We start from the raw sequence: 19,791 nt of genomic DNA on the forward strand, positions 1-19,791 counted from the left end.
GTACTATTAATTTTTAGGGTTTGATAAAGGAGCCTATTCGATGAAGCGTATTGGCATTATTGGCGCAATGGCGCAAGAAGTCGGCATTCTGGTCGGGCAGCTCGACAATGCTGAGCGCTATGAGCATGCAGGGTTTGTATTTCATACAGGTATGCGCCATGGGCTAGAGGTAGTGATACTACAGTCCGGCATTGGCAAGGTGAATGCGGCTGTGGGTACCGCCATTCTTCTGGAACGCCACCACCCCGACGCTATCATCAATACGGGTTCAGCGGGCGGATTTGCAAGCGATCTCAACATTGGTGACGTCATCATTTCAGATGAAGTACGCCATCATGATGTCGATGCAGTGGTGTTCGGCTATGAAATAGGTCAGGTGCCCGGCATGCCCGCGGCTTACCTGGCAGATGTTCAGCTACGCGCCATTGCCCGCCAGGCAATCAAAGAGGTTGGCGAGGTTAACGTCCGAGAGGGTCTCATTGCGACAGGTGATGCGTTTATGTCTGACCCTGCACGCGTGGCTGCGACACAGGCCCACTTCCCCTCTATGCTGGCGGTTGAGATGGAGGCTGCAGCGATTGCGCAAACCTGTCACCTATATCAATGCCCATTCGTGGTGATTCGTGCGTTATCCGATATTCCGGGCAACGATGATAACCACCTTTCTTTTGAACAGTTCCTGGACATAGCCGCCGCCCACTCATCGCGCATGGTGGACCACATGCTACAGACACTTGGCCAGCGCTAAGATCGTAGCAATAGCCGGTGTTTACCACTAACGAAAACGGAGCCAAATGGCTCCGTTTTCGTTTCTTACTTCATCAACAGATTTCTTACTTCATCAACAGTTACGCTTTAATGGACCACTCAAGCGACTCTCCCGCCAGCAATGGGACAATCGTTTTGCCCCCCGCGTAAGGATAGGCTTCCGGCAGTTGCCAGGGTTTACGCTCTAACGTGATTTTATCGGCATTAGGCGCCAAGCCATAAAAACGCGGACCATTCAGGCTGGCAAACGCTTCCAGCTTATCGAGCGCGCCCACTTCATCAAAGGCCCTTGCATATAATTCAATCGCCGCCGGTGCCGTGTAAGCGCCAGCGCAGCCACAACTGGATTCCTTATCGCCCTTGGCGTGAGGCGCGCTATCCGTACCTAAAAAGAACTTGGGGCTGCCACTGGAGGCTGCTTTCAGTAATGCCTGGCGGTGCTGTTCGCGCTTTAAGATGGGCAGGCAGTAGTAGTGCGGGCGAATCCCACCCACCAGCATTTTGTTGCGGTTAAACAGCAGGTGATGAACCGTAATAGTGGCCGCAACATTATCCGGCGCGTTTGCCACAAACTCTGCCGCTTGCTGGGTCGTAATATGCTCAAAAACAACCTTTAGCGCGGGATGACGCGCCAGCAGAGGCTTCATTACCGTTTCGATAAATACCGCTTCACGATCAAAAATATCGATATCAGCAGTGGTTACTTCACCATGAACAAGCAGCGGCATTCCCACCTTGGCAAGCATGGCAATGGTGTCATCGCAGTGCGCAAGATCGGTGACACCCGAATCCGAGTTGGTGGTTGCCCCGGCAGGGTAAAGCTTAACCGCTTTAATCACGCCGCTTTGTGCTGCGCGCTCAATTTCCTCAGGCGGCGTCGTATCGGTTAAATAGAGCGTCATAAGTGGCTCGAACGTGCTGCCTTCAGGCAAGGCCGCCAAAATACGCTCACGGTATTCAAGCGCCTGAGCCGTGGTCGTTACCGGAGGCGTTAAGTTAGGCATAATAATCGCACGGCCCATTTGGGCGGCGGTATGGCCTACCACGGCTTTCAGCGCCTCGCCATCACGCAAATGGAGGTGCCAGTCATCGGGGCGGGTCAGGGTAATAGCGTCCACGGCAAGTCCTAAGCTGTTTAAAGAAGAAAAGCCAATACAGTATACGTGATCCACTTGGCGGAGAAATCTGCTTATCAATGTCACACACCGTAACAAGTATCGTATTATAACGGCACTCTTAGAGGTTCAAGGTCCAATTGTTTATGCAAAATGTGCGACGCTATGCGGATATTATTGCCAGCATAGAGGGGCTGGTATGGCTAGGTCTCGCTTGGTCGATTTCTATTTCCGTACATACCGGCAATACCGAGCCGACGCTGGCAGCACTTTTTATCGTGGGTGCGCTGGTGCTATTTAGCTGGGCACACCGACCGATGCGCTATCTACTGTGCCGCTACCATATCCGTAAGCGGCGCACGGATATGTGGATTCATATTCTAGCGCTACCCCTTCTGCTCGCGATGTTCTTTCATATCATGGTGGAAGCGACGTTAGGCAGCACCTGGCTGCCACCAAAAATGCTGTTATTCAATCTAATGGCATCCGCTGGCTGGCTGACCTATGTCATGACGCTACTCATTAAGGTTGTCATTCACAGCATCAAAACTTCACGTAAATAGGTAGTAGCCCATGCAAACGGCTTTGCCGCTGCCCCTCTCGACCCCGAACCGCAATCTGGTTCGCCTCACTATTGTTCGGGGAATCACCTGGACAGGGTTTCTGATCGCCATTGTGGTCGGCGTGGAGCTACTGGCCTTTGAATTACCCGTCACCGCGGTCGTCAGTGTCGTTATCGCTATGGGCTTATTGAATATCGCCACCTGGTGGCGATTGGGGCGCCCGCGAGCGGTGGAACATATTGAGTATCTGCTGCATTTATTGGCCGACATTGCGGGCCTGACCCTGGTATTTTATTTTTCGGGAGGCTCCACCAATCCGTTTATTACCTACTATCTGGTGCCTGTGACGATTGCCGCGGCAACGCTACCATGGCGCCATGCCTGGATATGTGCGGTCTGCGCCATGGCAGGCTACAGCTTTCTAATGTTCTTTTACCACCACGTCCCCCAACTGGCACATATTAATAGCGATGAAATGCTCAATCTGCATGTCATGGGCATGTGGCTTAACTTTGGCCTTTCAGCAGGCCTGGTCACGTTTTTTATCTATAAAATGGCCCATGCACTGCGTAATCGAGATAAAGCACTTTCACTTACTCGCGAAGCGGCGCTGCGTAACGAACAGGTGCTGGCTGTAGCCACTCAGGCGGCGGGCACAGCACACGAACTAGGCACCCCGCTCTCGACCATGGCCATACTGTTAAAAGAGATGCAGGATGAGGCCCCCGAAGGGGGAACGTTACAGCAGGATATTCGCTTACTGCGCCAGCAAGTCGACATTTGCAAATCTCGTCTTCAGCATTTGGTCACCAGTGCCGATCGGCGACGTATGGCAGAACCCGAAATACTGGATGCCCAGACCTGGCTAACCGGCGTTGTGCAGCGCTGGTTAGTGTTGCGGCCAGATGTTAGCCACCAATTTGAGATCGTTGAAAGGCGCGGCAAACCCTGGCTTGCGGTTGACACAACGCTGGACCAGGCACTAATGAACCTGCTAAACAATGCCGCTGATGCCAACCCCGAACATGTTTCTATTCGTCTTGATTGGCAGGAAGAGAGTGTTGTCATTGATATTCGTGATCACGGCCCGGGCATTGCCATGTCTATCGCTGACCAGCTCGGTGATACGTTTATTTCTACCAAGAGCAAGGGAATGGGCATTGGCCTGTTTTTGACCCATGCCACGATCAATCGCTTTGGCGGAGGTGTTAGTCTGTATAATCATCCCGAAGGTGGCACGCTGACAGAAGTAACGCTTCCGCGTAGCTCCGCCCCCCTTTAAGCCAAACTAACGGCACAGCCTAATTGAAACGCGTTTTAGTGTGTTTCAAGCACTATCGTTGAGGACATCATGCAAACGACAGATCAGCGCCTGCTAATTATTGATGACGATGAAATGTTCTGTCACGTGCTCAGCCGCGCGTTTACCCGCCGCGGTTATGAGGTAATGACAGCGCATGATGCAGACCAGGCGCTTGCGGTAGCCGTTCAGTTTCAACCCACCATGGCCACGCTCGACCTCAAGCTTGAAAACAGCTCAGGACTAAAGCTGCTCCCTGAGATGTTGGCCGCCGTGCCAAGCTGCCGTATTGTGGTGCTTACCGGTTACTCAAGCATTGCCACGGCCGTGGAGGCCATGAAGCTCGGAGCCGTCAACTACCTGTGCAAACCAGCCGACGCTGACGACATTGTCGCATCCTTTGAACACCAGGAAGGCGACCCCAATATAGAGCTTGCTGATAACCCTCCGTCCATTAATCGAATCACGTGGGAGCATATTCAAAAAGTGCTTCATGAACACGACGGCAATATTTCCGCGACAGCTCGCGCGCTCGGCATGCATCGCCGGACACTCCAGCGTAAACTGCAAAAACGCCCCGTTAAGCGTTAGTCCTGCACCAGCGGCCTACTCCGCAACAAAGCTAGCATTCTCCGCGTTGCGTTTGCCTACCGCATTAGCTCCCAAACCAGCCACCGCAGACGCCGATACCATCGGCGTCATTGCCTTACCCTATTGGCGAAACAAGGACTGCTACGCCACAATAAGCCCCCTTGAGCCATCCATCACTTTGACGTTAGGAGTTTTCGCATGTTTGTGGTTATTTTTGGCAGAATGACCTGCCCTTTCTGCGTCCGTGCCAAGCAACTTGCTGAGCATTTGGAAACAATCGGTAAGATCGAGGGTTACCGCTATGTCGATATGCCCTCTGAAGGCGTTACTAAAGAGGACATCGCTAAAACGGCAGGCAAGCCTATCCATACGGTGCCGCAAGTATTTGTCGACCAAACGCACATAGGCGGTTTTACCGAATTCGACAGGTTTGTACGTGAGAAGCAGTTATTAGCTCCCCAGGAAGATTCGTTACGTTAAATTTGCCGTTTATAGTCGTTGAACACGCTTTTTCTCGCCTGCCTATACTGGGTTTTAAACAAGTACCCTCTTTCTAACATCGCTTGTTTAGGCGGCGAGGATAGCATCGTGCAACGTGATGAATTCGTACAGCAGCTTTGGCTTGACTATATTCACTCGCACCCCGACATCGGCGGTTTGCGTCTTTGGCCTCTCTCCTCTACGGCGGAATACTTAACGCTCGTAACGCTTAACCATGGTCCTTTTTCTGCTTCCGTTTTGAATAACCGGTTGGCGCACATGGGGTATCGTCAGGTTGCTCATTATGCGATGGCTGACAAGGGCCTTCTTATTCGCCTTCTCGCGCCTGATGACCAAGGAAGTTGGCTAGTATTAGCTGAGCTACAGTTGGGGACGCTGTCAAAACTGCCTCGTGAGGCGCTGGCTGCGCTGGTGAATCAATCACACCCACAGGACTGCAAGGGCCACAACTTACTTTGTCGCGGTCGTCCGTGGCCCATGCCCTCCTGGTCGCTATATCAGCAGCTTCTAAAGGCGCACCCTCTTGCTGCCTGGCTGGCGGTTATGGGCCCGCGCCTACACCATGCAGGCTTTGATTGTGCCGAGCTCGGCGATACGCTAACAGCGCTTAATGACCAGCTAGAAAAAACAGGCATGCCCGGTGAAAAAGAGCCGCAAAACGGCGTGTTTGCGCTTTCGACGCTTATTGAGCATCATTTTTATCCTGCCATGCCGCAACGCATCATCTTTAGTGATGGCGATGAGCATCGTCTCTGCCTGGGCGGCCTGGCGCTGACTCAAAAACATATCGATGCGGGCCATGAACGCATCGCCGAAATACTCATTCCGGCCCATGCCCGCTGTGAGATTGTCTAAGCAGCCTGCCAAGGCTGCTTAAAACAAGTAACGTACTTACATTTGCGTTTACGCTTCCACAAACGTCATTTCGGGTACATGGTCAGGCACTATCAGCTTACCCGCCGTTTTTTCGATAATTTCATCGATGCTGACCCCGGGCGCGCGCTCTTTAAGCACAAAGGCGCCGTCTTTAATTTCCAGGTAGGCCAAGTCAGTCAGAACGCGGTTAATACAACCAGCGCCCGTCAGCGGTAAAGTACACTGCTCAAGCAGCTTCGACTCGCCATGCTTGGAGGCGTGGGTCATCGTGCAAATAATATTTTCAGCGCCAGCCACCAGGTCCATGGCGCCCCCCATTCCTTTAATCAACTTGCCTGGCACCATCCATGACGCAATATTGCCATTCTGATCGACTTCAAACGCACCTAAAACGGTGAGATCCACATGCCCACCGCGGATCATGGCAAAAGATTCTGCCGATGAAAAAATAGCAGCACCAGGCCGAGCGGTCACCGTCTCTTTACCAGCATTAATCATGTCAGCATCAAGCTCTTCCTCCGTCGGGAAACGCCCCATGCCCAATAAACCATTTTCTGACTGAAGCATCACATCAATGCCTTCAGGAATGTAGTTGGCAACCAGAGTGGGAATACCAATACCCAAATTTACGTAAAAGCCATCTTCCAATTCACGCGCAACACGCTGCGCCATCTGTTCACGTGTTAAAGCCATGGTGGCAACCTCATTATTGAGCGATTAAAAAAGTTGTTTAGCCGTTAACGGTCAACGATTTAGCCATGCACCGTGCGTTTCTCGATGCGTTTCTCAAACGAACCCTGAATAATCCGATCCACATAAATACCCGGGGTATGGATCTGGCTGGGCTCAAGCTCACCAGGCTCTACAATTTCTTCAACTTCCACCACTGTGATTTTTCCAGCGGTCGCCACCAAGGGATTAAAGTTTTGCGCTGTATGGCGGTACACGACATTGCCATAACGATCCGCTTTCCAGCCTTTTACTATTGCGAAGTCACCGACGATGGCTTCTTCCATGATGTAGTGGCGCCCATTAAATTCACGCACCTCCTTACCCTCACCAATGGGAGTACCGTAGCCTGTCGCGGTATAGAACGCTGGAATACCTGCGCCACCCGCCCGCATTTTTTCAGCCAGCGTGCCTTGAGGAGTAAGCACAACCTCAATGTCATCGTTGAGCATCTGCTGCTCAAAGAGCGCGTTTTCGCCGACATAAGAGGCAAATATTTTGCGGATTTGACGATCTTCAAGCAGAACGCCCAAACCAAAACCATCAACGCCGCAATTATTAGAAGCAACCGTCAGGTTCTTAACACCTCGACGTTTTATTTCTGCTATTAGATTTTCTGGTATTCCGCATAGGCCAAAGCCGCCAGCCAGTACGGTCATTCCGTCTTCGATACCTTCCATCGCTTCGGCATAGGAAGCAACACGCTTATCAAATCCTGCCATTATTATGCCTCGCCTCGTTGTCGGTGGTGCGTACAATGCGCTTATCGGTACTGTCAGTGTTGTCTCTATTACTATACCTGGTTACCCAAGCCCAAAAAGTGATGCCTATCACAGGCTGCCTTAAGCTTAGCCATTAAAGAGCCAGAAGTGTCGCTGGATAGAAAATTACTTTTTGAAGCGCGCAAAGGTAACGACAATAAAATAAGTGCTTTTTTACCATTGTGCTGGGCAGTATGGCATTGATCCATTAGCATTAATCGCATCGTTATACGTTTCATTGAAGGACGGATATGACTATTTTCAAGGGCTTAGTCAGCATTGCGCTGTTCACGCTCACCACGCTTTTTTGGGGCATTCCACTTATTGCGCTCACTTTTCTAAAAGTCGTTATCCCAGTGAAACGCTTTAGAAAATGGATACTTGACGGCTTATGCGCCGTGGCCCTTAACTGGATCGGCGCTAATCTTTGGTGGATGAAGCGCTGGCTGAGGCCAGATGTCACTTTTTCGATTCCTGAATCGTTGAGCCCACACCAATGGTGGCTGGTCATATCCAATCACCGTAGCTGGACCGATATTTTTATTCTTTTCATGGCCTTGCACCGCCGTATCCCTATGCCGCGTTTTTTTCTAAAACGACAATTGATCTGGATCCCGATTGTAGGTCTTGCCTTTTGGGCACTTGAATTTCCGTTTATGCGCCGCTTTAGCCGTGAACAGATCGCCAAGAACCCCACTCTTGCCACGATAGACCGCCAATCCACAGCGTCCATGTGCCACCGGGCGCGGAGCGCGCCCATCGCCATATTTAATTTCATCGAAGGCACACGGTTTACCATAGCGAAGCGCGACGCACAGAAAAGCCCATATCAGCATTTGTTAAGGCCAAAAGCAGGGGGAATTTCGCAGGTACTTAGCCTGCTTGGCGATCAATTGGATGGTATTCTTGATGTAACGATCAGTTACGCTAACCCGTCGCCAACGTTTTGGGGTTTTTTATGCGGTCAGGAAGCGCCTATTACACTACAGGCACGAACATTGCCCATTCCCCAGTGGATGCACGAATCCGACTACCACGAAGAAAAGCAGCATAAGGAACGCTTCCACGCATGGACCAATTCACTCTGGCAGGAAAAAGATGCCTTGTTGGACAGCCAATCCGATCACGCCTAACTGTCTGGCTTGGTGTCTGCTTGCTAATTAGCGTATTAACAGGCTGTGCAGGTTCGTCGCCCTCTTCCTCCCAACGCGATGCCGTACCTACCCATAGTACGAGCCAAATCAGTGGCAACTGGGTGGCCGTTCAACGTGGAGATACGCTAGGAAAACTGGCTAACCGGGCTAACGTACCTCTTGAGCGTCTGGAGCGTTTTAATCCAGGCGTCAATGCGCGTCGTCTTGCGGTTGGCCAGCGCTTGATGATACCTACTCAACAAGAGCGTGCACCCTCCGGCGGCCCTTACCGTTATCAAATCCGGCCTGGCGATACGTACTCCAACATAGCACGACACTTTGGCACGACCAGTGGACGTATTCAGAGCGCCAACCCCGGCGCTTCGCCCACCGCGCTAAGGATAGGCCAAATCATCAGCGTTCCTTTAAGTAGCGGCGGTACGCGTAGCCCAGCGCCTACCCGCAACGCCTCGCCCAGCAATCGGTCATCGCCCTCTAGCAGCACCTCTAGCAACACCCCGGCTGCGGCGCCTACCGCTCCTACTTCATTACCCGCATCCGCGCGCCGCTGGCCTTGGCCACTGGAAGACTACCGCATTGTTAGACGTTTTGGCGCAGACAGCCGAGGAGCATTGCAACCCATGCTGCTTGCGACCCAAGCCGGTGCGCGTGCTCAGGCCGTAGCCCCCGGCGAGGTACGCTTTGCAAACGGTATGCGCCAGCTAGGTGAAGTCGTGATTGTGCACCACGCTGATAATCTGCAAACCGTGTATGCACTGTGTGAACGCACGCTGGTCTCGGTCGGACAGCAAGTCAAAGCAGGTGATGAACTGTGCGAAGTAGGTCAAAGTAATACTACTCAACGTTACGATCTGTTGTTTGATTTACGCCAGGGCGGCAAGCCGATTGATCCCGGCAAGGTACTGCGTTAATACGCTTGCTAAACGAGCAAAGCCCCTTATCAAAAGGGGCTTTGTTTTCTATAACGACTGCTTACGGTTGGCTTAACCGCGATAATAGCGGGGCTTAACAAAGGGCATAGGCGTTACGGTCATCGGTAGTTGTTTGCCGCGCACATCCGCAAACACGTTGCTTGCTGGCGCTTCCCAATCGCGGCTGACATACCCTATAGCGACAGGATACCCAACGCTTGGCCCAAACGTGCCTGACGTTACGACTCCAACTTCGTTACCTGACGCATCCCGCAACACAGCACCTTCTCGAATAGGCGCCCTACCTTCTGCCAGCAACCCTACACGCTTGCGTAAATGATCCCTGACATCGATTTGATGAAGAATGACATCCGCCCCAGGAAAACCTGCCGAACGCTCCCCCCCATGACGACGGGGCTTACCAATCGCCCAAATCAATCCGGCTTCCACTGGCGTTGTAGTGGCATCCATATCATGCCCATAAAGACATAGCCCGACCTCCAGACGCAACGAATCGCGAGCGCCTAGCCCAATCGCCTCAACTTCCGGCTCCGCCAACAAGCGCTTGGCAAACGCTTCACAGGCATCGGCTGCTACGGAAATTTCAAACCCATCTTCGCCGGTATAGCCACTGCGGCTCACCCATACCTCATGCCCATCAATGGTAAAACGTTGATGCTGCATGAACACCAGTTCACATGCCGCTGGGCAAAGGCGCTGCATAACTGCATGTGCCTGAGGGCCTTGCAGGGCAAGCAAGCCGCGGTCTAACAACTCAATTTTGTGGGTGGCGCCCAAATTTTCCCGCAAATGCGCCAAATCCTGGTCTTTACAAGCAGCATTAACCACCAGATAGAAGTGGTCGCCACCATTAACGACCATTAAGTCATCAATAATTCCACCTTCAGTATTGGTAAACAGACCATAGCGCTGCTCACCTTTTGGGAGCCCCACTAAATCCGCAGGAATCAGTGTTTCCAGCGCCTTGGCGGTATCTTCCCCCGATACAAGAATCTGCCCCATGTGAGAAACGTCAAAGAGGCCACACTGTTGCCGGGTATGCTCATGCTCTTTTTTTACCCCCAGTGGATACTGCACCGGCATATCATATCCAGCAAAGGGCACCATTTTTGCCCCGAGTTCAAGGTGCAGTGCGTGAAGTGGCGTATGCTTTAGATCGGTCATGATAGTTCCTTGGTAAAAACGAACAACGGGGAGCTATTGTCATAGCTCCCCGATGCGATTACTGCTTAAGCGGCCAATATCGCTTACTTGTCATGGTCGAGTTCTTCACCGGCTAACACTTCCTTGCCCGCAAAGTAGTCTTTGGTCAGCTTGAAAACCACCGGGGAAAGCAGCGCCAGCGCAATCAGGTTGGGAATGGCCATCATGGCATTGAAGGTGTCGGCCATGAGCCAGATAAAGCCGAGCTGCGCAATAGCACCCAGTGGAATGGCTAATACGAACAGAACGCGATAGAGCATGATAGAGCGCGTTCCAAACAGGAACTGGAAACATTTTTCGCCATAAAACGACCAGCCTAGAATAGTCGTGAAGGCAAAGATAGCCAGCGCGATAGCCACAATGGGGTTACCGAATCCAGGCAGTGCCTGATCAAAGGAGAGCGCGGTAAGCGATGCGCCTTCTTCACCCGTTTGCCATACCGTAGAGGTCAGGATCACCAGTGCCGTAATAGTACAAACGATAATGGTATCAATGAAGGTGCCCAGCATGGCAATAAGCCCTTGGCGAACCGGGTTTTTAGTTCTGGCCGCGGCATGAGCAATAGGCGCACTACCTAAACCTGCCTCATTGGAGAAAATACCCCGCGCCACACCGAAGCGAATAGCGGCCATCACAGCGGCACCCGCAAAACCACCTGCCGCCGCCATGGGGTTAAAGGCGTAGTAGAAGATCAGACTAAAGGCCTCGCCGATTTGCCCTGCGTTAACAATCAGCACCAGCACACCGGCAATCACATAGGCAATCCCCATGATCGGTACGAGCTTCCCAGCGACTTTCGCAATCCGCTTGATGCCACCTAGAATGACCGCGCCGGCCAATACCATGATGATGACACCGGTAAGCCAATGCGGTACGCCAAAGGTGACGTCCATCGCATCAGCGACCGAGTTAGACTGCACCGTATTACCAATACCAAAGGCTGCGACAGCACCAAAAAACGAGAACAGACCGCCAAGCCAAAGCCACTTTTTACCCAGCCCGTTTTTAATATAAAACATGGGACCACCTACGTGGTGGCCGGTATTATCTGTTTCACGATAGCGTACAGCCAATACCGCTTCGGCAAATTTTGTTGCCATTCCCACCAGCGCTGTAATCCACATCCAAAACACAGCACCTGGGCCACCTAATGCAATTGCGGTGGCCACACCGGCAATATTGCCGGTACCGATGGTGGCTGAAAGCGCCGTCATCAGGGCATTAAAGGGAGAAATTTCGCCGTCTTCATCGGACTTGTCGACGCCAGCCTTAGCGACGGCGTCCTTGTGGGCAGGTTTAGGCTCACGCCCCTGCCAAAGTAGCTTGAACCCCATGCCCAACTTTCTGATGGGCATTAATTTTAAACCAATTTGTAGGTAGATCCCCACACCCAGTAGCAAAATCAACATCAATGGCCCCCATACGACGCCATTGATCGCCCCAAAAAGGCTATTTAACGTTTCCACACGCTTCTCCTTACCCTATTCGTTCAATTTTTATAGATGTTTGGCCGTCAGAAAACGGGCATTCACGATTATTTTGTTTAGCTAATATAGCGATGTCATGGGAACGCCCCATCTTTAATAGCATGATAGAGGCAATTATTAACATGCTCAGGTGAACCACCTGTATGTTTTACACCATTATCCCTGTTCGCTTCTATGCTTAGGCCCTTCTAAATAGTAAATGCCTTCGTACCTCCCCGCCCGATAGGCACGCTGGGTCATAAAATCTCCCTTGCTGAGCATTTTTTAGCTCACAGGAAACTTGTTTCCGATCAGAAACACGTTAACATGCTTAAAAATTCGTTTATTGGCTGGCACACTGGTAGTCGCCAAGACTTCCGACAAGCGCTAGTATTAGCCTGTCCAGTCAATTGTTTCATAAAGGGAATCATCATGAGCAACCTTCCTTCAAATCTGCGTTACGCGAAAAGCCATGAATGGGTACTTGATCATCAAGACGGCACCGTCAGCGTAGGGATTAGTGACCACGCCCAAGAAGCGCTTGGCGATGTGGTATTTGTTGAACTACCCGAAGTAGGTCAAACGCTTACCCAGGGCAAAGAGTTCGGCGTTATTGAATCAGTAAAGGCGGCTTCCGACCTCTACGCCCCGGTAAGCGGGGAAGTTATCGAAATTAATGACGCGCTTGAAGACTCACCCGAAACGGTGAACGACGCACCCTATGAAGGCGGCTGGCTGATGAAGGTACGCCTGACCGACCAGAACCTGGACGGTTTACTGGATGCTGATGCTTATCAGGCCACATTAAGCACTGACGATTAATACCGCAAAGCCTGCCCTTTACGGCAGGCTTTGTATTTTATGCCTCTACCACGCTTCTCTTTCTCGCTCGGAATCCTCCCATGTCATTTGAAACACGCCGCTTGTCCGAACTGGCCGACCACGATGCTTTTATCAAACGTCATAACGGCCCGAATGCCGACGACGTAGATACCATGTTAAACGTGCTCAATATCAAGCGCATGGAAGATCTGATTGAGCAAACCATACCCAGCGACATTCGCCTTGGCCGTGAACTGAACCTGGATGATCCACGTAGTGAGGCTGAAGCGCTTGAGTACTTAGGCCAGCTGGCTCGCCAGAACCGTGTTGCTAAAAGCTATATTGGCCAGGGCTATTACGGCACGCATATGCCAGCGGTTATTCAACGTAATGTGCTCGAAAACCCGGGTTGGTACACCGCTTATACGCCCTATCAGCCAGAAATTTCTCAAGGCCGGTTGGAAGGATTATTAAACTTTCAGCAGGTTATTATGGACCTGACCGGAATGGAGCTTGCCAATGCTTCATTACTGGATGAGGCCACGGCAGCCGCAGAAGCCATGGCGCTATGTAAGCGGAGTAATAAAAAGAGCAAATCCAACGCTTTCTTTATTGCCGACGATATTTTTCCGCAAACCCTTGATGTCGTAAAAAACCGCGCTGATTTTTTTGGTTTTGAAATCATTACAGGGCCTGCCGATACGCTTGCCGACCATGATGTGTTTGGCGCGTTGCTTCAGTACCCTTCCGCCAGCGGCGAAGTACGTGACTTGGCACCTCTGTTAAAGGCGGCCACTGCCCATAATATCATGACCTGTGTAGCCTCTGACTTGCTGAGTCTGGTGCTTCTCAAGGAACCCGGCGCGTTAGGTGCGGATATCGTGATTGGCAATTCGCAGCGTTTTGGGGTGCCGATGGGCTTTGGTGGCCCACATGCGGCGTTCTTTGCCACCTCAGATAAGCTTAAGCGCTCTATTCCCGGGCGTATTATCGGTGTATCCAAAGATAGCCGAGGCAACACCGCCCTGCGGATGGCCATGCAGACGCGCGAGCAGCATATCCGTCGCGAAAAGGCCACCTCCAACATCTGCACGGCGCAGGCTCTTTTAGCCAATATCGCAGGGTTCTACGCGACCTACCATGGTGCTGAAGGGCTGCGTAAAATTGCTGGGCGTGTCCATCGGCTCACCACGTTGCTTGCTCAAGGCTTGCAGCAATCTGGCGTTGCGCTGGTGCATAACAGCTGGTTTGATACGCTGCGCTTAACTCAGGTAGATGCAGGTAAAATTCATGGTCGTGCCATGACGCACGATGTCAATCTCCACTACTTCGCCAATGGCGATGTAGGCATCAGCCTGGATGAAACAACCACCGCACACGATGTTGCCACCCTATTTGATGTGCTGCTGGGCAATGAACACGGGCTTTCTGTCGCAGCGCTGGATGAGCAGGTAATTGCCAGCGCCACCACGGGCATCCCCGCCGCCTGCCAGCGGGAAAGTGGTTTTCTGAGCCACCCCACCTTTAACCGATACCGCAGCGAAACAGAAATGCTGCGTTATCTAAAACGCCTGGAGAATAAGGACTTGTCGCTTGCCCATGCGATGATCCCTTTAGGCTCTTGCACCATGAAACTTAACGCTACCAGCGAAATGATCCCTATTTCCTGGCCTGCGTTTGCAGACTTGCACCCGTTTGCGCCGCGCGACCAGGTCGCTGGCTATCATCAGATGATTGATGAACTGGCCGCGTTTCTGGTAGAAATCACCGGTTACGATCATATTTCCATGCAACCTAACTCGGGCGCGCAGGGTGAGTACGCGGGCCTGCTGGCCATTCGCCGTTACCAGGCTGCGCAAGGCGAAGCACACCGTAATGTGTGCCTGATCCCAAGCTCTGCCCATGGTACCAACCCGGCAACAGCGGCCATGGTGGGCATGGAGGTGGTCGTTGTAGAGTGTGATCAGAACGGCAATATCGATATAAATGACCTAATGGACAAAGCCGCCCAGCATAGCGACAAGCTCTCGGCGATCATGATTACTTACCCGTCGACCCATGGTGTTTTCGAATCTCATGTGCGCAAGGTCTGTGACGTGGTGCATCAGCACGGTGCCCAGGTGTATGTCGATGGCGCCAATATGAATGCTCAAGTGGGGCTCACGCGCCCTGGAGACTTCGGGGGCGACGTATCGCACCTTAACCTACATAAGACCTTCTGCATTCCCCACGGCGGCGGCGGCCCGGGTATGGGGCCTATAGGCGTAAAAGCTCACCTGGCGCCTTATGTCTCCAACCACGTGGTGACACCTATCAATGGCGTTAACCCAGAGAGCGGTGCCGTCTCAGCGGCAGCGTTTGGCAGCGCATCCATCCTGCCTATCTCGTGGGCCTATATTAAAATGATGGGCGCCCGGGGGCTTCGCGAGGCAACACAGTTAGCCATTTTGAACGCTAACTACACCGCCAAGCGCCTGGAGGAGTCCTACTCCATTCTCTATCGGGGAACTAACGGCATGGTTGCCCACGAATGCATTATTGATATTCGCCCATTAAAGGCAGCGTCAGGTATCAGCGAGGAAGATATTGCCAAGCGGTTGATGGACTATGGCTTCCATGCGCCCACCATGTCATTTCCGGTGCCAGGCACACTGATGATAGAGCCGACCGAGTCCGAGTCGCTCTATGAAATTGACCGATTCTGCGATGCCATGATTGCCATCCGCGAAGAGATCAAGCGTGTTGAAAGTGGCGAGTGGGCGCTGGATAACAACCCGTTGGTTAACGCCCCCCACACGCAGGCCGACATTATGGACAGCCAATGGGAGCGGCCTTATGACCGCCAACTGGGCGCTTTTCCCACTGAGGCGGTCACTGCAGCCAAATACTGGCCAACCGTTAATCGGGTGGATAATGTGTTTGGGGATCGTCAGCTTATTTGTTCTTGCCCGGGTATTGATGAATACCGGAAGTAAAACACGCTAGACGCCTAATACGTAAGCCAACGCTTCAGCAAGTGAACGCCTTTGAGCCCTTATTCGGGTACCAGAGGCGTTCTTTCCTGGATGCGTTGCTTACAAAAACCATCCAACAGTTTTTCATAGCGTTTAGGTAGTACGGAGTCACGCCGACGTAGCAGATAGAGCTCTTCATTCACCGCAATGGGTAAGGTTAACGCTTTCACCTGACGTTGCCACGGTGACGTTTCCAATACCAATAAAGAAACCACTGTAAACCCAAGCCCGCGAGCAACCGCATCCAGCACCATACCGACTTCGTTGGTAAACCCCTGGTAGCGAAAATGTGTCATTGAGCGAAACTCACCTGGATAATTCGCTCTCAACAGTGAATACGCGTGGTTAATGCCATCGTAGTAGTTAAGAAAGCCGATGCCCATTAAATCAGACAGCGTACTCCCGGCAAAATCAGCGGGCACCACTAGGCACAGCGGCTCTTTATGCCATAGCGTGCAGGTAAGGTCAGGATGGTTGAGCGCGTCCGTCACGATACCTATATCGTAGCGCCCTTCCAGCAAGTCATTCACAATTTCATGGTTAAACGCAAAGCTATAATTAACGGTTAAATTAGGATGCATTTGCTGCTGACCTAACATAAACGGATACAGCATGAGGCCAACACTTCCAGGCGACGCAATACGGCACTCACCACTGTCCAGGGAGTCATCATCCAAGCCATGACGAAATTGTTCATGCTCAGCAAAGAGTTTTAACGCATAATCGTAAGCACGGCGACCCGATTCCGTTAAGGTAAAACTTCGCCCTTTACGCTCAATTAGCGTTTTATCAAGATAGTTTTCCAATTTACGTACATGCTGACTAACCCCAGGCTGGGTCATTTCCAGGCGATGTGCCGTACGTGTAAAACTACCGGTCTCAACTAACGTAATAAATGTCCGAAAATACTGGGCATTAAACATAATAAAACGCCATTTTCTATAGCCACCGTGTGCGCGTATTTTGCGCATAGAGTAGCACAGTTGGGCTTGTCACTGGTTGCGCTGTACCCACCGCTTTAGCGTGCTAGTATGCAATGAGTTAAAAAAATGACCAGGAATCGACGCACTAATGACATCAATTATCCAGCCTCGTGCCACTATCTCTAGCATTATCTCTCCCGAAGGAAGCCTTGAAGTGCTTTCACAGCATGAGGTTAATCGGCTACAAAGCACCTCACAAAACGGCTTACATGATTTACTGCGCCGCTGTGCACTGGCTGTCTTGAATTGCGGAAGGCCCACCGATGACAGTGTGGCTATTCTTGAAGCGTATAAAGATTTTGATATTGAGGTGTTACAACAGGATAGAGGAATTCGCTTAAAGCTGACCAATGCGCCAGCGGAAGCCTTTGTCGATGGCCAGATGATACGCGGCATTCGTGAGCACCTCTCCTCCATTATTCGCGATATTGTTTACGTATATAACGAGATTCAGAACCACAACCGCTTTGACCTTAATACAGCGGAAGGAACCACCAACGCAGTTTTTCATATTTTGCGTAAAGCCGGCACATTAAAGCCTGGGCGTGACCCAAGCCTGGTAGTTTGCTGGGGCGGCCACTCCATTTCACGTGATGAGTACGAGTACTCAAAAGATGTTGGCTACCATCTTGGGCTGCGTGATCTAGACATTTGTACCGGCTGTGGGCCTGGCGCCATGAAAGGGCCGATGAAAGGTGCAAATGTTGCTCATGCCAAACAGCGGCGTCAGGATAGCCGTTACCTGGGGATTTCCGAGCCAGGCATTATTGCTGCAGAAGCCCCCAATCCCATTGTTAATGAACTCGTCGTCATGCCTGACATTGAAAAGCGTTTGGAAGCGTTTGTACGTCTAGGCCATGGCATTATCGTCTTCCCTGGCGGGGTCGGTACGGCTGAAGAGATTTTGTATCTACTCGGCATACTGCTGCATCCAAATAACAGTGAAACCCCCTTCCCTCTCATTTTCACAGGGCCTGCGGACTCAGCCGCGTATTTCCAAAAAATAGACGAATTTCTGGTCTATACCCTGGGCGAAGAAATTCGTCGCTACTACACTATCATTACCGGTGACCCGGTGGCGGTCGCCCGTAAGATGCGTACCGGGATTGATACCATTAAAGAGTTCCGGCGCAATCAGCAGGATGCCTTTTACTATAATTGGCGTCTCACCATTGCACGAGATTTTCAAGCGACCTTCGAACCTACCCACGAAGCCATGCGTGAGCTCGCTCTGCATCGCCAGCAGCCCAAGCATGAACTTGCCGCCAATCTTCGTCGTGCCTTTTCTGGGATTGTGGCTGGAAATGTTAAGGAACAAGGCATTAAAGCCATTAAAGCCCACGGTCCCTTTGTGCTAACCGCAGAACCTGCTCTGATGCAGCACCTGGATGAGTTACTGACCTCATTTGTTGCCCAAGGGCGCATGAAACTTGATGGCCAGCCCTACACGCCGTGTTATGTTTTAAAATAACCGCAGCCCCAAGGCGCTATTTGCAGCACAATTACCAGTACCTGCAGCCGAGAAATCGGCTGCTTCACTTGCTCCCGGAAGAAAACCTTGCTCATCGCCCTACTGACGCTGTTAGCTGCTGGCATTATTAAAGGTGCTATTGGTTCGGGTGTGCCGGTGTTGGTTGTGCCGGTATTTACCATGCTTTATGACGTTAAGCTCGCGATTGCCGTACTGGTTGTTCCCAACCTGCTTAGCAACCTGCTTCAGGTATGGCAATACCGGCGCCACCTACTGCCCATCCGGTTTCTGGCTGCTTTTTCGATAGCGGGCGCGCTAGGTATTATTCTGGGCACTTGGGGGTTAGTGGTTCTCTCGCCAAAGCTGCTTTCGTTAGGCGTTGCGGGCGCGATTGTCTTGTATCTAATCATCAAACTAACAAGGCGGCGCTTGGTACTTTCCTACGCACTGGCTTCACGATTCGTCATCCCGGCTGGCTTACTGGGCGGTATATTGCAAGGCGCTGCGGGCATGTCCGCTCCCGCTTCAATTACATTTTTGAATGCGATGAAGCTCGAAAGGCCTGTGTTTATTGGCTCAATTTCCGTCTTTTTTGTGGCGATTACCTGCGTGCAAATTCCCGCGCTCTTAAAGGCTGACATACTGACAATGCAGCGTTCGCTTTATAGCGTCATTGCGCTAGGCATCATTTTGACGGCCATGCCGCTGGGTGCCTACCTGGGGAATCGAATGCCACACCGTTGGTTTGATAATTTAATCATGCTGCTGCTTACGGGTATCGCCATTAAAATTATTATTGATACGCTACTCTAAGCTTGATGCCCTAACTTGATGCCCTAAGATTAAGATCCTAAAGCAAAAAACAAGAAACAATCTACACTCTAGTCTGTCTTACCTTTATCAAGGCCGATATTGACCAAGGAAAGGAGCTAGCCATGCAGATGATTAGTCAACTACACGACGGAAAGACAAAAGCCTTTGCAAAACACTGCTTTGAAAGTAGCTCAACTGAAAAGCTCCGTGCAGCAGCCGAAGGTAAGGCTGATTCGGCTGAAATGAAGCACTGGGGAATAACGGAAGGCCAATGGGAAGAAGCTGTCGCGGCAGCCTTGGCCGATCATGAGGCTGGCGAGTAACCTGCTCATTACCTGCTCGTTTACTAGGCTTTCCCTAAAAGCCGCTCACGCCATTTGTCGGCGGCTTTTCTATAGCTAAATTAACAAACATTAAAGCCACCTTTAACGCAGCCATTGTGTGATCACAAGCAAACTAAAACGTTCTAACGGAGTCCTAAAAAATAGCATGAAATAACGACGGCTGATGGAGAAATACCATGTCCATAATGATTGACGATATACTGATGTTGCCAAAAACGGATTTTAATGACGCATTAACTGTCGGCGACGAGCGAGAGCATTTTGGCCTAATTGATAAACGTGATGAATATAAACAGGTGTCGAGAGACGTTCTTATCAAGGTAGTCGCCATTCATGATGACAATTATGAAGTTAAAGTCATTGACATATTAACACCGTAATACTG

Annotated in this window: 20 protein-coding genes; 14 read left to right on the forward strand and 6 right to left on the reverse strand. The window is 51.4% G+C overall.

The genetic code is table 11. The annotated features are described in order from the left end of the window. Positions 1–40: 40 nt before the first annotated feature. Positions 41–748, forward strand: a complete 708-nt coding sequence (mtnN, locus tag ACT3T6_RS08505) for a 5'-methylthioadenosine/S-adenosylhomocysteine nucleosidase (RefSeq protein WP_172116588.1) — start codon at positions 41–43, stop codon at positions 746–748. 100 nt (positions 749–848) lie between these two features. Here the strand turns inward: mtnN and pyrC are convergent, their stop codons facing one another. Next, on the reverse strand, positions 849–1,886 hold the full coding sequence (gene pyrC / locus ACT3T6_RS08510) for a dihydroorotase (protein WP_172116587.1): 1,038 nt from the start codon (positions 1,884–1,886) through the stop codon (positions 849–851). Between the two features lie 143 nt (positions 1,887–2,029). Between pyrC and ACT3T6_RS08515 the strand changes: the two genes are divergently transcribed. The 5 genes from ACT3T6_RS08515 to ACT3T6_RS08535 all read left to right on the forward strand — a co-directional run bounded on the left by ACT3T6_RS08515 (position 2,030) and on the right by ACT3T6_RS08535 (position 5,693). Next, positions 2,030–2,446: a hypothetical protein gene (locus ACT3T6_RS08515; RefSeq protein ID WP_172116585.1), complete on the forward strand. Its 417-nt coding sequence runs from the start codon at positions 2,030–2,032 to the stop codon at positions 2,444–2,446. A 10-nt stretch (positions 2,447–2,456) separates the two neighbouring features. Beyond that, complete coding sequence (locus ACT3T6_RS08520; protein WP_172116583.1) at positions 2,457–3,728, forward strand: ATP-binding protein; 1,272 nt, start codon at positions 2,457–2,459, stop codon at positions 3,726–3,728. A gap of 69 nt (positions 3,729–3,797) precedes the next feature. After that, positions 3,798–4,337 (forward strand): response regulator transcription factor, encoded by a 540-nt coding sequence (locus ACT3T6_RS08525; RefSeq protein WP_172116582.1) that lies wholly within the window; start codon positions 3,798–3,800, stop codon positions 4,335–4,337. A 198-nt stretch (positions 4,338–4,535) separates the two neighbouring features. Beyond that, positions 4,536–4,817 carry a GrxA family glutaredoxin gene (locus ACT3T6_RS08530; protein WP_193053526.1) on the forward strand — a complete coding sequence of 94 codons (282 nt, stop codon included), beginning with the start codon at positions 4,536–4,538 and terminating at the stop codon, positions 4,815–4,817. 108 nt (positions 4,818–4,925) lie between these two features. Continuing rightward, the gene (locus ACT3T6_RS08535) at positions 4,926–5,693 is read left to right on the forward strand and encodes a DUF1338 family protein (RefSeq protein WP_193053525.1); all 768 of its coding nucleotides are present in this window, start codon (positions 4,926–4,928) and stop codon (positions 5,691–5,693) included. A 48-nt stretch (positions 5,694–5,741) separates the two neighbouring features. Here ACT3T6_RS08535 and ACT3T6_RS08540 read toward each other — a convergent pair whose 3' ends face one another. Together ACT3T6_RS08540 and ACT3T6_RS08545 are read right to left on the reverse strand one after the other, a co-directional pair. Next, the gene (locus tag ACT3T6_RS08540) at positions 5,742–6,407 is read right to left on the reverse strand and encodes a CoA transferase subunit B (protein ID WP_193053524.1); all 666 of its coding nucleotides are present in this window, start codon (positions 6,405–6,407) and stop codon (positions 5,742–5,744) included. A gap of 59 nt (positions 6,408–6,466) precedes the next feature. Continuing rightward, positions 6,467–7,165: a CoA transferase subunit A gene (locus tag ACT3T6_RS08545; RefSeq protein ID WP_193053523.1), complete on the reverse strand. Its 699-nt coding sequence runs from the start codon at positions 7,163–7,165 to the stop codon at positions 6,467–6,469. Positions 7,166–7,455: 290 nt separating this feature from the next. Between ACT3T6_RS08545 and ACT3T6_RS08550 the strand changes: the two genes are divergently transcribed. Both ACT3T6_RS08550 and ACT3T6_RS08555 read left to right on the forward strand, forming a co-directional pair. Further along, positions 7,456–8,337, forward strand: coding sequence for an acyltransferase (locus tag ACT3T6_RS08550; RefSeq protein WP_193053522.1), 882 nt, complete (start codon positions 7,456–7,458; stop codon positions 8,335–8,337). Between the two features lie 122 nt (positions 8,338–8,459). Beyond that, entirely contained in the window at positions 8,460–9,269 is an 810-nt protein-coding gene (locus ACT3T6_RS08555; RefSeq protein WP_193053587.1) for a LysM peptidoglycan-binding domain-containing protein, read from the forward strand. A gap of 72 nt (positions 9,270–9,341) precedes the next feature. Here the strand turns inward: ACT3T6_RS08555 and gcvT are convergent, their stop codons facing one another. Both gcvT and ACT3T6_RS08565 read right to left on the reverse strand, forming a co-directional pair. Then, positions 9,342–10,454 (reverse strand): glycine cleavage system aminomethyltransferase GcvT, encoded by a 1,113-nt coding sequence (gcvT, locus tag ACT3T6_RS08560; protein WP_193053521.1) that lies wholly within the window; start codon positions 10,452–10,454, stop codon positions 9,342–9,344. Positions 10,455–10,537: 83 nt separating this feature from the next. Further along, positions 10,538–11,959, reverse strand: a complete 1,422-nt coding sequence (locus ACT3T6_RS08565) for an alanine/glycine:cation symporter family protein (RefSeq protein WP_193053520.1) — start codon at positions 11,957–11,959, stop codon at positions 10,538–10,540. A 432-nt stretch (positions 11,960–12,391) separates the two neighbouring features. Here ACT3T6_RS08565 and gcvH point away from each other — a divergent pair, with 432 nt between their 5' ends. Further along, positions 12,392–12,781: a glycine cleavage system protein GcvH gene (gene gcvH, locus ACT3T6_RS08570; protein ID WP_172116571.1), complete on the forward strand. Its 390-nt coding sequence runs from the start codon at positions 12,392–12,394 to the stop codon at positions 12,779–12,781. 80 nt (positions 12,782–12,861) lie between these two features. Next, positions 12,862–15,756 (forward strand): aminomethyl-transferring glycine dehydrogenase, encoded by a 2,895-nt coding sequence (gcvP, locus tag ACT3T6_RS08575; RefSeq protein WP_193053519.1) that lies wholly within the window; start codon positions 12,862–12,864, stop codon positions 15,754–15,756. A gap of 59 nt (positions 15,757–15,815) precedes the next feature. On the opposite strand, the gene ACT3T6_RS08580 is transcribed toward gcvP, so the two are convergent. After that, complete coding sequence (locus ACT3T6_RS08580) at positions 15,816–16,718, reverse strand: LysR family transcriptional regulator (RefSeq protein WP_193053518.1); 903 nt, start codon at positions 16,716–16,718, stop codon at positions 15,816–15,818. A 148-nt stretch (positions 16,719–16,866) separates the two neighbouring features. On the opposite strand from ACT3T6_RS08580, the gene ppnN reads away from it, so the two are divergent. From ppnN to ACT3T6_RS08600, 4 genes are all read left to right on the forward strand, one after another. Further along, entirely contained in the window at positions 16,867–18,249 is a 1,383-nt protein-coding gene (gene ppnN, locus ACT3T6_RS08585; protein WP_216657936.1) for a nucleotide 5'-monophosphate nucleosidase PpnN, read from the forward strand. 87 nt (positions 18,250–18,336) lie between these two features. Continuing rightward, positions 18,337–19,062, forward strand: a complete 726-nt coding sequence (locus tag ACT3T6_RS08590; protein ID WP_193053517.1) for a sulfite exporter TauE/SafE family protein — start codon at positions 18,337–18,339, stop codon at positions 19,060–19,062. A 122-nt stretch (positions 19,063–19,184) separates the two neighbouring features. Further along, on the forward strand, positions 19,185–19,385 hold the full coding sequence (locus ACT3T6_RS08595) for a hypothetical protein (protein WP_193053516.1): 201 nt from the start codon (positions 19,185–19,187) through the stop codon (positions 19,383–19,385). Between the two features lie 197 nt (positions 19,386–19,582). Continuing rightward, the gene (locus ACT3T6_RS08600) at positions 19,583–19,786 is read left to right on the forward strand and encodes a hypothetical protein (RefSeq protein WP_193053515.1); all 204 of its coding nucleotides are present in this window, start codon (positions 19,583–19,585) and stop codon (positions 19,784–19,786) included. Positions 19,787–19,791 lie beyond the last annotated feature (5 nt).

The sequence above is a fragment of the Halomonas sp. 72 genome (genome assembly GCF_052379785.1).
Classification (GTDB): Bacteria; Pseudomonadota; Gammaproteobacteria; order Pseudomonadales; family Halomonadaceae; genus Vreelandella; species Vreelandella citrativorans.